We start from the raw sequence: 14,388 nt of genomic DNA, 5'->3' as shown, positions 1-14,388 counted from the left end.
CCGCCATGCATACGTTCAAGCGAGCGGCTTGGATCCCGCGGATGTAAGATTGCGCGTGAACGTCGATTGAACGCGCCCCCGGCCGTCGCTAGATCGCGCGCATGATCGCTGTCCTATCGCCCGCCAAAACGCTCGATTACGAGAGCGCGCTACCCAAGCTCGACCCGACCACGCCGCGCTTCGCCGACGAGGCTAAGACGCTGGCGCATGCCGCCGCGCACCTGACGCAAAAGAAGCTGTCCGAGCTGATGCATATCTCGCCGGCGCTGGCGAAGCTGAACGCGGACCGGTATCGCGATTTCGACACGCTGCCCGAGCGGCCGGCGATGTTCGCGTTTGCCGGCGACGTCTATACCGGGCTGGAGGCCAAGACGCTCGACGAGGCTGCAGTCGACTACGCGCAAGATCACGTGCGAATGCTGTCGGGGCTTTACGGCTTGCTGCGGCCGCTCGACCTGATGCGGCCCTACCGGTTGGAAATGGGCACGCGGTGGGCGCCGCGGAAGACGAAGCTGACCGACTGGTGGGGGGGACAGGATCGCCAAGCTGCTGGCGGACGATGTCGAGGCGGAGGGGTCGGGGACGATCCTCAACCTCGCGAGCCAGGAATATTGGGCGGCAGCGGACGGCAAGCTGCCCAAGTCGATCCGCGTGGTGGCGATCGATTTCCGCGAGGGCGAGGCGCAGAAGTTCGTCAGCTTCCACGCGAAGAAGGCCCGCGGCATGGTCGCCCGGTGGCTGGTCGAGCACCGCGTCGACGACATCGAGGGGATCAAGGGCTTCGACAGCGACGGCTATGCGTATGACGCGGCGGGCAGCAGCGACGCGCAGTTCCGGTTCGTCCGCAAGTGAGCAGCGCGGTCGTCATCGGTGTGTCGGGTGGCATCGGCAAGGCGCTGGAGGAAGCGCTGATCGAGGAAGGTGCGTTCGACAAGGTCCATGGGTTCGCGCGGTCGGAGAGTGGCGATCGGCATCTCGATCTGGAGGACGAGGCGAGCATTGCGGCGGCGGCTTTGCGCGTTGGCTCGCCAACTTTGGTGATCGTCGCAACCGGGTTGCTGCACGACGGCGACAAGGGTCCCGAGAAGGCGATGCGCGAGCTCGATCCGGTGTGGATGGCGCGCAACTTCGCGATCAACGCGATCGGGCCGGCGCTGGTGGCCAAGCACTTCCTGCCGACGATGCCGAAGGCGGGGCGGATCGTGTTCGCCGTGTTGTCTGCTCGCGTAGGTAGCATCGGCGATAACAAGCTCGGCGGCTGGTACGGCTACCGTGCGTCGAAGGCGGCACTGAACCAGTTGGTGAAGACGATCTCGATCGAGGACAAGCGGCGGAACTCGAGTGGGATCGTCGTGGGTCTGCATCCGGGGACCGTCGACACCGGGCTGTCGAAGCCGTTCCAGGGCAATGTGACGCCCGGCAACCTGTTCAAGCCTGACCGCGCGGCGGTGCAGTTGCTCGACGTGATCGACGGCTTGCGCGCGCCGGATAGCGGGAAGCTGTTCGCCTGGGACGGGGTAGAGGTCACGCCCTGACTGCTCCCCTCCCTGAAAGGGAGGGGTTGGGGTGTGGGTCGGCCGGTTGCAGACCACGACCGCTAGCCATCGCGGAAACCGACCCACCCCCTGCCCCCTCCCTTCCAGGGAGGGGAAAGAAGTAAGTCCCGCTCATGACGCGGATTTCACCTGCCCGCCACACTCCGTTCAGGTCCTCCGGCGCAGTCTCTCTACATCGTCCACCAAGGCCGAAACGAGAGGATACCCGCATGATCAAGTCCCTCCCCCCTCGCGATCCTCGCCGCCGCTACGCTGCTGTCCGGCACCGCAGCCGTCGCCGCGACCCAGGCTCAGACCAGCGTCAAGCCGAAGACCGTCGCGACCCATACGACGACGACCAAGGCCACCACGCCCGCCGGCAACACCAAGGTCGCCAAGCGCACCACGACTGTCGCCAAGGGCCGCATGGTCACTACCAAGCTCGCGAACGGCAAGTCCGTCACCTACAATTGCTCGCTTGCCGGCAACAAGACCAAGACCGCCTGCAAATAAGCCCGAATTAACGATGAAACCCTTCTCCCTCGCGTGCGTACGCGTGCGCGGGGGTAGTAAGGTGCCCCCCTCGGCTAAGGTGTGTCATCATACCGCAACAAGCCGAAAGCGTTCAGATTTGACCGACGAGACCATACTCGCCGAACCCCAGGGCGGCGAGCCCGCCGGCATCGCCACGATCTCGATCGTCGACGAGATGAAGTCGAGCTATCTCGACTATGCGATGAGCGTCATCGTCGCGCGCGCGCTGCCCGACGTCCGCGACGGCCTGAAGCCCGTCCACCGCCGCATCTTGTACGGCGCGCACGAGAGCGGCTTCGTCGCCGGCAAGCCTTACCGCAAGTCAGCACGCATCGTCGGCGACGTGATGGGTAAATACCATCCGCACGGCGACAGCTCGATCTACGACGCCTTGGCACGCATGACCCAGGACTGGTCGATGCGCGTGCCGCTGATCGACGGCCAGGGCAACTTCGGCTCGATGGATCCCGATCCGCCCGCGGCGATGCGCTACACCGAGGCGCGTCTCGGCAAGGTAGCGAACGCGCTGCTCGGCGATCTCGACAAGGATACGGTCGACTTCACGCCGAACTATGACGGCTCCGAGCGCGAGCCTTCGGTGCTGCCGGCGCGCTTCCCGAACCTGCTGGTCAACGGCGCGGGCGGCATCGCGGTCGGCATGGCGACCAACATCCCGCCGCACAATCTCGGCGAAGTCATCGCCGCGTGCCTCGCCTATATGGACAATGGCGCGATCACGACCGAGGAACTGTTCGAGATCGTCCCCGGTCCCGACTTCCCGACCGGCGCGATCATCCTCGGCCGCGCGGGTGCCAAGTCCGCCTACGAGACCGGCCGCGGCTCGATCATCGTCCGCTCGCGGCACATCGTCGAGGAGGGCAAGGGCGACCGTCGCTCGATCGTCCTCACCGAGATCCCGTTCCAGACCGGCAAGAACGGCCTGGTCGAGAAGATCGCCGAAGCCGCCAAGGACAAGCGGATCGAAGGCGTCAGCGACATCCGCGACGAATCGAGCCGCATGGGCGTGCGCATCGTCATCGACCTGAAGCGCGACGCGACCGTCGACGTGGTGCTCAACCAGCTCTGGCGGCACACGCCGGCGCAGTCGAGTTTCCCCGCCAACATGCTGGCGATCCGCGGCGGCCGTCCCGAGCTGCTCAACCTGCGCGACATCATCGGCGCGTTCATCACCTTCCGCGAGCAGGTCATCACCCGCCGCTCGAAGTTCGAACTCGCCAAGGCCCGCGAGCGCGCGCATCTGTTGCTCGGTCTCGTCATCGCGGTCACCAACCTCGACGAGGTCGTCAAGATCATCCGCGGGTCGTCGAGCCCCGCCGAAGCACGCGGCAAGCTGCTCGCGCGCGAATGGCCGGTCGAGGAGATCGCGCCGTACATCGCACTGGTCGAGGCAGTCGAGGACAAGCAGGCCGACGGCATCTACAAGCTGTCCGAGCCGCAGGTCCGCGCGATCCTCGATCTCCGCCTGCACCGCCTCACATTGCTCGGCCGCGACGAGATCGGCGACGAGCTGAAGGCGCTGGCCGCGACGATCGGCGAGCTGCTCCACATCCTTGGCGACCGCGCCAAGCTGTACGAAGTGATGCGCGGCGAGCTGATCGCGATCCGCGACGAATTCGCCACGCCGCGCCGCTCCGAAATCGCCGCTGCCGCCAACGGCATCGACGACGAGGACCTGATCGAGCGCGAGGACATGGTCGTCACCGTGACCATGCAGGGGCTATATCAAGCGCACCAGCCTCGACACGTTCCGCGCGCAGGCGCGCGGCGGCAAGGGTCGCGCGGGCATGTCGACGAAGGACGAGGACGTCGTCACCGAGCTGTTCGTCACCTCGACGCACACCCCGGTGCTGTTCTTCTCGAACCTCGGCAAGGTCTATCGCTACAAGGTCTGGCGCCTGCCCGAGGGGGCCCCGCCACGCGCGGCCGGCCGATGATCAACCTGTTGCCGCTCGCGCCGGGCGAGACGATCTCGACCGTTCTCCCGCTGCCGGAGGATCTGAGCGAGTGGAGCCGCCTGCACGTGATGTTCGCGACGCAGCGCGGCACGGTACGTCGCAATTCGATGGATGCGTTCACCAACGTACCGTCGAACGGCAAGATCGCGATGCGCTTCGAGGAGGGTTCCGAGGACAAGCTGATCGGCGTCGCGCTACTCAGCGAGCATGACGACATCCTGCTCGCCACCAAGCTCGGCAAGGCGATCCGCTTCGCCGGTGACGACGTCCGCGAGTTCCAGAGCCGTACGTCGACAGGCGTCCGCGGCATCACGCTGAAGAACGACGACGAGGTTATCTCGCTGTCGGTCCTCCACCGGGTCGAAGCCACCCCCCGCCGATCGCGAAACCTACCTCAAATTCGCCCCCCTGGAAGGGCGAGCGGGAGGGCGACCACGATCTGGGACTCGATCGCTACAACGATCTCAAGGACCGCGAACAGTTCGTCCTCACGATCTGCGAGAACGGCTACGGCAAGCTGTCGAGCGCATACGACTATCGCCAGACCGGTCGCGGTGGCCAGGGCATCACCAACATCGACAACATCGCGCGTAACGGCCCGGTGGTGGCGAGCTTTGCCGCCGCGAAGGGCCATCAGCTTATGCTGGTGACCAACCAGGCAAAACTGATCCGCACGACGCTCGCATCGCTCCGCGTCATCAGCCGCAACTCGGCGGGCGTGAAGCTGTTCGACGTGGCGAAGGGCGAGCACGTCGTCTCGGCCGCACGGATCGAGGGAAACCGAGGAAGACGCCGAGATCAACCTGGCGGACGCCGTGCCAGAGGTCGCTCCGGATACGGGCGCGACGATCGGCGAGGACGACGCAGCAGGTCCGGAGGACGGCGAATGAGCCGCGATCCGATCGCCTATAAGGTGCTGACGGGGGAGCAATTGGCGACCCTGGAGAGCGGGAGCTTTGCGGGCGCGCCGGTAGATGTGGCCGATGGCTATATCCACCTCTCTACCGCGGACCAGCTGACGGAAACGGTCGACAAGCATTTCGCCGGTCAGTCGGACCTCCACGTCGCGGCTATCGATCTCGAAGCGCTCGGCGACGACGTGAAGTGGGAAGAGTCGCGCGGGGGGGCAGTTGTTCCCGCACATCTATGGCGGCCCGCTGCTGCTCGAGGTCGTGTTGTCCTACGGCCCGTCGGAACGAGACGACAAGGGCAAGGTGAAGCTCCCCGTCGCGGGCTGACCCCGACCTAAAGCTTGTTCTCCCGCGAAGGCGGGAGCCCAGACTGGACTCCCGCCTTCGCGGGAGAACAAGGAGCGGGAGATGGCGCTCAATTGGCTGTGTGTCGGTGCAGACTATGCCAACACCACCCCGGCGAAGGCCGGGGCCCAGTTGGGGACGTCGCTAACCGAGCGCAGTCCTCAGTTACATCGACCTTTCCAACTGGACCCCGGCCTCCGCCAGGGTGGATAGTTTACTTGCGTACGATGACCCCAGGCGCAAACTCACCCAGCCGCAAACGCGGCCCTTACAAACCGCGCACAAGCCTCAGGCGCAGTAATCGGGATCATATGCCCGCCCTCGATCGTATCGATCTTAGCCCCCCGGAATCACCGCCGCAGTCCGGTGACCATTCCAAGCCGGATCCAGAATCGCATCCTGCCGCCCGAACAATATCCGCACCGGCAAACCGATCTCCGCATACCGCCCGACCATCGCCGTCACATCGTCGTTCGCCCCGGCAAGATCCGCCGCCGCCGCCGCGATCGCGATCGGCCGTGCCGACAGCGCACCACCGCCCCGCGTTATAAAATCCTCCGGCACAGCCTCGGGCGCGAACACGCCTTCCAGCGTCTTCTTCGCGGTCAACCGGCTGAGCGGCGTCCCCAGCACCTGCGCGAACGCCAGACGCGCACCCGACGGGATCCGCGCGAGCCCACGGAAGCTCTCGGGCACCTGCTCCAACGGCTGCGTCAGCGGCGCGATCAACGCCAGCGCGCGGACCAGATGCGGATGGTCGAGCCCGACCGCTAGGCTCAGCGCACCGCCCAGCGAATGCCCCACCAGTAACGGCCGATCGAGCCCCAGCTTCTGGATGAAGTCGGCGATGATTGCACCCTGCCCGATGATCCCCGGCATCGCCCCCCGTCGCGGTCGAATAGCCCGACCCCGGCCGATCGACGACGATCACGCGGTAGTCGTCCTTCAGCAGGTCGACGAGCGCATAGCTGAAATTGCGCAACTGCCCGGCGAGCCCGTGAACCATGACGATCGCCGGCCCGCTGCCGACATCGATATAGTGCAGCCGAGCGCCCGCGACGTCGAGAAAGCGCCCTTCCGCCGGCACCAGGTCCTCGGCAAGCCGCGCGACGCGGCTCGAATAGAGCGACAGCCCGATCCCCGATACCGCCGCCAGCAGCGCCCCGCCGATCAATCGCTTGCCCGTCCGCTTCATAGCCATCTCCTTCAAATCCTTAGTGCGCTGAACGCCCGGCCTTGTCCAAAGTCGCAGCCGCCCGCGCAGGGAACCCGTTACAGCCACCGAACGTCCGATCCGCGAAGGAGATGCGCCGGTGGATCCACAGGCTCGAACGATACTCGACACGATAAAGACACTCGCCCCGGACGCCGATCCGCACGCCGACGACGCGCGGTGGCTGGCTGACTTCCGCTACCAGACGGCGCTGCTGAAGACCTTCTCCGGCGAACCGGAACCGGTCCACGCGATCACCCACCTCCTGCTGCCATCGGAGGCAGGCCCAATAACCGTGCGGCTCTATCGCCCGAAACCAGGCCCGTTGCCGCTACTGCTGCACATCCACGGCGGCGGCGCGATCGCCGGGTCGATCGATGGCCACGACCCGGCGTTGCGCGCGCTGGCGAACCGGACCGGCTGGCTGGTCGCCGCACCCGCCTATCGCCTGGCGCCCGAACACCGCTTCCCCGCGCAACTCGACGATAGCTGGACGGCGTTGCAAGGCCTCGTCGCACAAGCCGACGCTCTAGATATCGACCTGTCTCGGATCGTCGTCTCCGGAGACAGCATAGGCGGTACGCTCGCGACCGCCCTCGCCTCCCGCGCAGCGTCCGAAGGCGGACCAGCGCTAAAAGGCCAGATCCTGCTCTACCCAAACACCGACCTGCGCCGCGATGCGGCCTACCCGTCACGGCAAAGCGAAGACGGCAACATCATCGATGCAAAGTCCTTGGAGCGGCAGATCGACCTGTACCTAGCCTCGGACGCAGGCCGAACCGGTCCGCGCGCGTCGCCCATCCTGGCAAACGACCTCGCCGCCCTGCCCCCGACGCTGCTGATAACCTGCGAGAACGACCCGCTACGCGACGAGGGTGAAGCCTATGGCCAGCGCCTGCGCGATGCGGGCGTCACCGTCGATCAAGACCGGTTCGACGGCATGATCCACGCCGTCCTGCAAATGGGCGGAAGGCTAAACGCCACCGACAGGCTACTCGATCGCATTGCCGCGTGGCTGAACACCCGATGATGGAAAATGGTGCACCCAGAGCGATTCGAACGCCCGACCCTCAGATTCGTAGTCTGATGCTCTATCCAGCTGAGCTATGGGTGCATCGCCGTCCCGTGACCGGTTCGACAAGCCCGCCGTGAAGCGGAAAATCCTGGTGCACCCAGAGCGATTCGAACGCCCGACCCTCAGATTCGTAGTCTGATGCTCTATCCAGCTGAGCTATGGGTGCACTGGAGGGGCGCTGATAGCAGGCATTTTCGGGGGCGCAAGGGTTTGCCGCGATAAAGTTGTGTCGGGCGGCGCGGACGCATAGAGCGGCGGGCATGAAACTCGCCGCTTCGCTCCGCTCGCTGTCGCTCTTCGCCCTGCTCGCGGCGTCCGCGTGCAGCAAGGATACCACCGCCTTTCCGTCGCTGGGCCTGCGCCCGGTCGAGAAGCTTGGATTCGCCGAGCCCGAGGTGAAGACCGCAGTGGCCGCGCCCGATCCGGCGCTCGATGCCGATATCCGGACGATCTCGGGCAAGCTCGATGCGATCGCCACCGGCTTCACGCGCGACGCAGCCAAGACCGAGGCGCTCGCACGGACCGCACGCGGCGGCGCCGTCGGCAGCGACGCATGGCTAGCCGCGCAGACCGCACTTGCCGGACTCGACGACTGGCGTGCGCAATCCTCCGCACTGGTGACCGACATAGAACAACGCGCCACCGACCGCGCCGCCAAGCTGCAAGCGGACTATCCGGCGCTGGCCACGATCCGCGACAAGGCACAGGCGGAAAACGATCGGCAAGGCGCCACGATCACCCGCATCCAGGCAAGCCTCCCGGCCGCTTGATCCGTTGCTGATCCTCCCCCCGCCAGGGGGAGGTGGCTGGCGCTTGCCAGACGGAGGGGGGAGGAAGGCGAAACGGCGGTCGCGTGTCCTCCCCCTCCGTCGCCTTCGGCGCCACCTCCCCCTGGCGGGGGAGGATCGAGAGGCTAGAACCCCTTCAACAACGGCAGGATCGTCGAATAATCGTCGGTCCACGCGGTGAAGCCCCCTGCGCGGCACCAGTGGCGCCCACTCCGGATCACCCGACCGCAACGCGGCGATTGCGCGCGGGTCACGCGACAATGCCACCCAGTCCGACGCCGACGCCCGATCGACCAGCAAGCTCGACGGCCGGTATTTCAACTCGACCGCAGTCCATCCGCCCTCGCGCGCCGCCGCCGCGATCACCGGCTCTAGATCGATGAACCGGTTGGAGATATGCACCAGCAGCAGCCCGTTCCGCGACAGCACCCGACCATAGGTCGCGAACGCCTCGCGCGTCATCAGGTGCATCGGCACCGAATCCGAAGAGAACGCATCGAGCGCGAGCAGGTCGAGGCTGTCCGCCGCATCATGCGCCAACGCGATCCGCGCATCGCCCATCCGGATCTCCGACTTGGGCAAGCACCGAGACAAATAGGTGAACTGCCCGGTATCGCGCGCGATCCGCACCACCGCCGGATCGATCTCGTAGAACCGCCAGCGCTGCCCCGGCCGCGCATAGCAGGAGAGCGTCCCCGTCCCGAGCCCAACCACACCGATCCGCGCCTGCGGGCCGTATAGTGCGGACGCGGCTTGCATCGCCTGCCCGACGCCCGATCCTGCCGCGTAATAGGTCGTCGGCGTCCGCTCGCGCTCAGGCGAACCGCGCAACTGGATGCCGTGCACCGTCGTCCCATGATCGAGTTCGCGCGTGCCGCCGTTCGGCCCCGGCTCGTCTCGCACGGTGTAGACGCCGAAATAACTCCGAACCCGCGCGCCCGGATCGAGCGAGAACTCGAGCGACCGATACCCGCCGAACAGCACCAGCGCACCCGCCAGTACGGCCATGTACGGCCGCCGCGCGCCGATCGCGACGAATCCGATCGCGGCTATCACCAGGAACACGAGGCCCTGCCGCCCCTCGCCGAACACGCCATCGGGATTGCCGATCCGCAATGCGGTAAGGATGATTAACGCGACGATGATCGCGAGCAGCGCGACGTGTTTCGCTGGCCCCTTGCCCATCCATAGCGCGCGGAACCGCCCGAACAGATAGATTTGCGGCACCAGCGCCCCCGCCGCCAGGATCAGGAGCGGATACTCATACGTCCAGTCGAACACCACCGGGGCCACCAGCGCCGCGAACACGCCACCGAGCGCACCACCCGCCGACATCGCAAGATAGAAGCCGGTCAGCCGGTCGGGCGCCGGCCGCTTGCGGTACAGCGTGGTGTGCAGCGCAACCGAGATCATGAACAGCAGCACCAGCGCGATCCCCGCGCTGAAGAACGGGCGTTCGTTGACCCCGCCCATGATGATCCCGCCGAACAGCAGAATCGTGATCGGCGCGATCCGCGTGAGCAGGTCGGCGAGCCAGCGATCGTTCGCGAACGCCACGCTGAAGCTCAGCAGGTACAGCCCGAGCGGGATCACCCACAGCAGCGGCATCGCGACGATATCGGTAGTGATATAGGTCGAGGTCGCCAGCATCATCCCCGACGGCACGAGCGCCAGCGCGATCCAATGCGCGATCCGGCGCGCGCCCGGCGGCGCGCTGGTTGCGGCGACATGATCGACTGCCGCGGTCTTGGGCAGGCGCGTGGCGCAGGCGAGCACCAGCACGATCAGCAGCAGATACCCACCGCTCCACAACAAGCTCTGGCCGTGCACCGCCATCAGCGGCTCGACCAGCAACGGGTACGCGATCAGCCCCGCGAAACTCCCGAGATTCGACGCGGCATACAGCGCATACGGATCGCCGCCGCCACTCGCCGCACTGAACCATCGCTGGATCAACGGCGCCTGCGCAGAGACCGCAAAGAACAACGGTCCGATCGACAGCCCGAGCAGCCACGGCACCCACAAGGCCGGCAACGCGTCCGCCGGCAGGTCCATCGCGATCAACCCGATCGGCAACCACAACGCCGCGACGATCAGCACCCCAAGGTGGATCGCCGCCTGCGCCCGCGGCCGCACCCGGCCGAGCCAATGCGCGTACGCATAGCCCGCGAGCAGCAACGCCTGGTACACCAGCATCGCCGAGTTCCACACCGCCGGCGCGCCCCCAGCCGCGGCAACGCCATCCGCGCCACCATCGGCTGGACGAGGAACAGCAGAAACGACCCCGTCAGGATCGTCGCCACGAACATCGTCCGGCACGAGCGCGCCATCAGCGGCTGGTCTTCGATCGATACGGTCTCAGACATAAGCGGGGCGGTCGATCCGGTAGAGAACATGGCGGCGAAGCGGGTCGTCTTCGGCGAGCTTCGGGTGGTCAAAATCGCCGTCGACCACGCGGGTCATCCCGAGCCGCTCCATGAGTGTGCGGCTGGCCGTATTTGCAGGGACGGTGATCGCCCAGACGGTCGGCAAGTCCATCTCACGCCAACTCCAAGCGAGGGAAGCTTCCGCGGCCTCCCGCGCATAGCCCTGCCCCCATTCGCTCTGGACGAGACTCCAGCCGATCTCGGGTTTCCCCTCGATCGGCGTACCGACCGGGCCGGGCTTGATCCCGCACCAGCCGATAAACGCGCCGGTATCCCGCCGTTCGAGCGCCCAGAAGCACGCGCCATAGTCGGCGAACATCGCCTGCTGGCGTGCCACCACCGCGGCGGAGTCGGCCAGCGTCGGCGCCGGCCCGAGATACGCCATCACCGCCGGATCGGCGCACATCGCATGATGCAAGGCGGCATCGTCATCACGCCAGCCGCGCAAGATCAGCCGTTCGGTCTCGATCATCCGCCGAGCAATTTCGCCGCATGCGCCGCGTGATAGGTCAGCACACCCGAACAGCCGGCGCGCTTGAACGACATCAGCGTCTCCAGCACCATCACGTCGCGCTCCGCCGCGCCGGCTGCGACCGCGTGCTCGATCATCGCGTATTCGCCCGACACCTGGTACGCGAACACCGGCACCTCGAACGCCTGGCGGACGCGGACGATGATGTCGAGATACGGCAGGCCGGGCTTGACCATCACCGTGTCGGCACCCTCCGCCAGGTCCATCGCGACCTCGCGCAAGGCCTCTTCGCCGTTGGCATTGTCCATCTGGTACGTCTTCTTGTCGCCCTTGAGCAGCCCGCGCGAGCCGACCGCATCGCGGAACGGGCCATAGAACGCGCTGGCGTACTTGGCGGCGTAGGACATGATCTGGACGTTGTGGTGCGACTCCGCCTCGAGCGCGCTGCGGATCATGCCGATCCGGCCATCCATCATGTCCGACGGCGCGATGATGTCGGCGCCCGCATTCGCCTGGTTGAGCGCCTGCGCGACGAGCATCTCTGCGGTGGTGTCGTTGACGACATAGCCGGCCGCGTCGACCAGCCCGTCATGGCCGTGGCTGGTGTACGGATCGAGCGCGACGTCGGTCAGCACGCCGACCTCGGGCACCGCGTCCTTCAGCGCGCGGATCGCCTGGCACATCAGATTGTCGGGGTTCAGCGCCTCGCGCCCATCCTCGGTGCGGCGCTCAACCTGCGTATAGGGGAACAGCGCGATGCACGGGATGCCGAGATCGCGCGCCTCGCGACCACGTGCGACGATCCCGTCGACCGACCAGCGCGACACGCCCGGCAGGCTGGCGATCGGTTGCTCGACGCCGGCTCCCTCGGTGACGAACAACGGCCAGATCAGGTCGGCGGGCGTCAGCACGGTCTCGGCATGGAGGCGGCGGCTCCAGGCGGAGGCGCGGGTGCGACGGAGGCGAAGCGCGGGATAGCTTGCGGTCATGGCGGGGCTTTGCGGGATGCACGGCGACGGATCAAGCGTTACGCAAGAGCGTTACGGGTGCGAAACCGCATGCCGTGCGTTGGGGGCCTTATGTCGAACGATACGATCACGTCCGCGGCGCTCGTCGTCAACGCCAAGTCGCGCAAGGGACAGAAGCTGTTCAAGCGCGCCTGTGCGGCGATGTCGGGGCTGCCCTATGAGGTCGACGCGCATGCGGTCGAAGACCCGAAGGACCTGGAGGCAACGGTGCTGCGGGCGTTGGCGAAGAAGCCGGACCTGCTGATCTTGGGTGGTGGCGACGGCACGGTCAGTGGGTTGGTCGACCTGATGGTCGGCCACGACGTCATCCTCGGCGTACTGCCGCTCGGCACGGCCAACAGTTTTGCGCGCACGCTTGGCATTCCGCTGAATATCGAGGGCGCGGTGGAGGTGATCCGGACCGGCAAGCCACGCCGGATTGATCTTGGCATGATCGACGGCGATTATTTCGCGAACTGCGCCGCGATGGGCATCAGCCCGAAGATCGCCGAGACGGTTCCGCACGGGTTGAAGAAGGTCTTCGGCAAGGTCGGCTATCTGGCGTGGGCAACGTATCAATACATGCGCTTCCGCCCGTTTACGCTGATCGTCGGCGAGGGTCCGACCGCGGTGAAGATCCGCGTCGTCGAGGTGCGCATCTCGAACGGGCCTTATCATGGCGGCACCGAACTGGTGGATGCGGCGGCAGTCGATTCTGGCGAGATCGTGGTGCAGGCGGTGATGGGGCATGTGAAGCGGCGACTGGTGCAGAACTGGTATGCCAGCGTGTTCCGGCTGGAGTCGCGGCACGAGAAGGTGCGCGATTTCCGGGGAAAAAGCCTGAAGATCAACACGATCCCGCCGCTGCCGATCTCGATCGACGGCGAAGTGCTGGCGAAGACCCCGGTGACGGCCAAGGTCGCGGCCGGTATCATCCGGGTGATGGCGCCAGCCTGAGGGCGAAGGTCAGCCCCCACCTCCTTGTTCTCCCGCGAAGGCGGGAGCCCAGTCTGGGTCCCCGCCTTCGCGGGGAAACAACTTCGGGTCACGATAGCCCGCCTCACGAGCCACCACCCCGGCGAAGGCCGGGGCCCAGTTGGAAAGGTCGCAGTAACGACGCGCAGCGCTCAGTTGGCGACGTCCCCCAACTGGGCCCCGGCCTCCGCCGGGGTGGTAGCTGTGAAGCGTAATCGTTCTCGAACCGACGCCCGTTACTTGACCCGCCGAACCGTCAAAATCTTAACCGGCACAGCGATCATCTGCCCCTTCATCACCCCAACCCCAGCAGTCGGCGAAGTCGGCGCAGCAAGGATGCGCTTCACCACGTCCATCCCCTCCACCACATGCCCGAACGCCGCAAACCCAGCCGTGTCCCCACTCCCAGCCGGATTAGCATCGAGCGACAACACCGGCCCGACCGTAATAAAGAAGTCCGCCGTCGCGCTCCCCCGGCGCAAACCTTGCCATCGAGATCGTCGCGTCGACATGCGACAGCCCGGTCTGGCTAGTCGGCTCATGCTTCACCGGTGGCAACAGCCGCTTCACCTCGCCCTGCGGCCCGCCCTGGATCAACCCGGCGTCCGCGCCGAGCTTCATCGCGCGATAGAACGTCACCCCATCGAGCCGCTTCTGATCCACATAGCGCAGGAAGTTCGCGGTCGTCAGCGGCGCACGCTCCTTCTCCAGCGCCAGCGTGATCGGCCCCTCGCTCGTCGTCATCACGATCGAGACGGTCGCCGGAGCAACAGGCGGCGAAGCCGGCGGAGCTTCCTGCGCCGAGACGGAAACCGCGCCGAGAACGGCAAGAGCGAGCGTGACGAATCTGGAGATCATCCGCCACGCTACCGCGTCCTCCCCTCGCTGTCAGCGGCCCCGCGACACGATATTGCGCGCGGCAAAGTTTTGCTTGGGTTTGCACGCCCGCACGCAATGCGTATCCGGTGAGCGATGACCGATCTCGCCATTCTCTACGAGCACCCGCTCTGGTTCGAACCGCTGTTCGCCGCCCTCGATCGCCGCGGCGTCGCGTTCACCCGCGCGACGCCCGACGGGTTCTGGAACCCCGCCGACCAGAGCGCCCCCCGCCCCCGTCGTCTTCAACCGCAT

General features: G+C 66.3%; 9 protein-coding genes, 2 tRNA genes and 7 pseudogenes. 8 read left to right on the top strand and 10 right to left on the bottom strand.

All coding sequences use genetic code 11. From position 1 onward, the window contains the following. The first annotated feature begins 101 nt into the window (after positions 1–101). Positions 102–852, top strand: a pseudogene (gene yaaA / locus NHF48_RS20930) (peroxide stress protein YaaA). Further along, positions 849–1,535: an SDR family NAD(P)-dependent oxidoreductase gene (locus tag NHF48_RS20925; protein ID WP_253072191.1), complete on the top strand. Its 687-nt coding sequence runs from the start codon at positions 849–851 to the stop codon at positions 1,533–1,535. The pseudogene yaaA and the gene NHF48_RS20925 overlap by 4 nt, the downstream one beginning before the upstream one ends. 311 nt (positions 1,536–1,846) lie before the next feature. Here the strand turns inward: NHF48_RS20925 and NHF48_RS20920 are convergent, their stop codons facing one another. Then, the gene (locus NHF48_RS20920; protein ID WP_263817002.1) at positions 1,847–1,969 is read right to left on the bottom strand and encodes a hypothetical protein; all 123 of its coding nucleotides are present in this window, start codon (positions 1,967–1,969) and stop codon (positions 1,847–1,849) included. Between the two features lie 92 nt (positions 1,970–2,061). On the opposite strand from NHF48_RS20920, the pseudogene NHF48_RS20915 reads away from it, so the two are divergent. The 3 pseudogenes from NHF48_RS20915 to NHF48_RS20905 all read left to right on the top strand — a co-directional run. After that, positions 2,062–4,356: pseudogene (locus NHF48_RS20915) on the top strand (DNA topoisomerase (ATP-hydrolyzing)); the annotation flags it as partial. Positions 4,357–4,424: 68 nt separating this feature from the next. After that, positions 4,425–4,757, top strand: a pseudogene (locus NHF48_RS25475) (DNA gyrase C-terminal beta-propeller domain-containing protein); the annotation flags it as partial. Positions 4,758–4,931: 174 nt separating this feature from the next. After that, positions 4,932–5,283: pseudogene (locus tag NHF48_RS20905) on the top strand (DUF952 domain-containing protein). 354 nt (positions 5,284–5,637) lie between these two features. Here NHF48_RS20905 and NHF48_RS20900 read toward each other — a convergent pair. Both NHF48_RS20900 and NHF48_RS20895 read right to left on the bottom strand, forming a co-directional pair. Next, positions 5,638–6,180 carry an alpha/beta fold hydrolase gene (locus tag NHF48_RS20900; RefSeq protein ID WP_253072189.1) on the bottom strand — a complete coding sequence of 181 codons (543 nt, stop codon included), beginning with the start codon at positions 6,178–6,180 and terminating at the stop codon, positions 5,638–5,640. Between the two features lie 64 nt (positions 6,181–6,244). Continuing rightward, positions 6,245–6,307, bottom strand: a pseudogene (locus NHF48_RS20895) (hypothetical protein); the annotation flags it as partial. 307 nt (positions 6,308–6,614) lie between these two features. Here NHF48_RS20895 and NHF48_RS20890 point away from each other — a divergent pair. Next, entirely contained in the window at positions 6,615–7,544 is a 930-nt protein-coding gene (locus NHF48_RS20890) for an alpha/beta hydrolase (protein WP_253072188.1), read from the top strand. Between the two features lie 7 nt (positions 7,545–7,551). Here the strand turns inward: NHF48_RS20890 and NHF48_RS20885 are convergent. Further along, positions 7,552–7,628: transfer RNA gene (locus NHF48_RS20885), tRNA-Arg, on the bottom strand. A 50-nt stretch (positions 7,629–7,678) separates the two neighbouring features. Next, a tRNA-Arg gene (locus NHF48_RS20880) sits at positions 7,679–7,755 on the bottom strand. 94 nt (positions 7,756–7,849) lie between these two features. Here NHF48_RS20880 and NHF48_RS20875 point away from each other — a divergent pair. Continuing rightward, positions 7,850–8,359, top strand: a complete 510-nt coding sequence (locus NHF48_RS20875; protein WP_253072187.1) for a hypothetical protein — start codon at positions 7,850–7,852, stop codon at positions 8,357–8,359. A 143-nt stretch (positions 8,360–8,502) separates the two neighbouring features. Here NHF48_RS20875 and NHF48_RS20870 read toward each other — a convergent pair. The 3 genes and pseudogenes from NHF48_RS20870 to hemB form a co-directional block, all read right to left on the bottom strand. Beyond that, positions 8,503–10,707: pseudogene (locus NHF48_RS20870) on the bottom strand (fused MFS/spermidine synthase). 28 nt (positions 10,708–10,735) lie between these two features. Continuing rightward, positions 10,736–11,275 carry a GNAT family N-acetyltransferase gene (locus NHF48_RS20865; RefSeq protein WP_253072186.1) on the bottom strand — a complete coding sequence of 180 codons (540 nt, stop codon included), beginning with the start codon at positions 11,273–11,275 and terminating at the stop codon, positions 10,736–10,738. Further along, positions 11,272–12,264 carry a porphobilinogen synthase gene (hemB, locus tag NHF48_RS20860; RefSeq protein WP_253072185.1) on the bottom strand — a complete coding sequence of 331 codons (993 nt, stop codon included), beginning with the start codon at positions 12,262–12,264 and terminating at the stop codon, positions 11,272–11,274. Before hemB ends, NHF48_RS20865 begins: the two co-directional genes overlap by 4 nt. 90 nt (positions 12,265–12,354) lie before the next feature. On the opposite strand from hemB, the gene NHF48_RS20855 reads away from it, so the two are divergent. Next, a complete protein-coding gene (locus tag NHF48_RS20855; RefSeq protein ID WP_056062698.1) occupies positions 12,355–13,239 on the top strand; it encodes a diacylglycerol/lipid kinase family protein in 885 nt (294 codons plus the stop codon). A gap of 254 nt (positions 13,240–13,493) precedes the next feature. Here NHF48_RS20855 and NHF48_RS20850 read toward each other — a convergent pair. Then, positions 13,494–14,115, bottom strand: a pseudogene (locus tag NHF48_RS20850) (peptidylprolyl isomerase). A gap of 30 nt (positions 14,116–14,145) precedes the next feature. Then, positions 14,146–14,388, bottom strand: coding sequence for a hypothetical protein (locus tag NHF48_RS20845; RefSeq protein ID WP_253072184.1), 243 nt, complete (start codon positions 14,386–14,388; stop codon positions 14,146–14,148).

It is taken from the genome of Sphingomonas sp. H160509 (assembly GCF_024124765.2).
Taxonomy (GTDB): domain Bacteria; phylum Pseudomonadota; class Alphaproteobacteria; order Sphingomonadales; family Sphingomonadaceae; genus Sphingomonas.
This window is presented reverse-complemented; position numbering and strand designations above follow the sequence as displayed.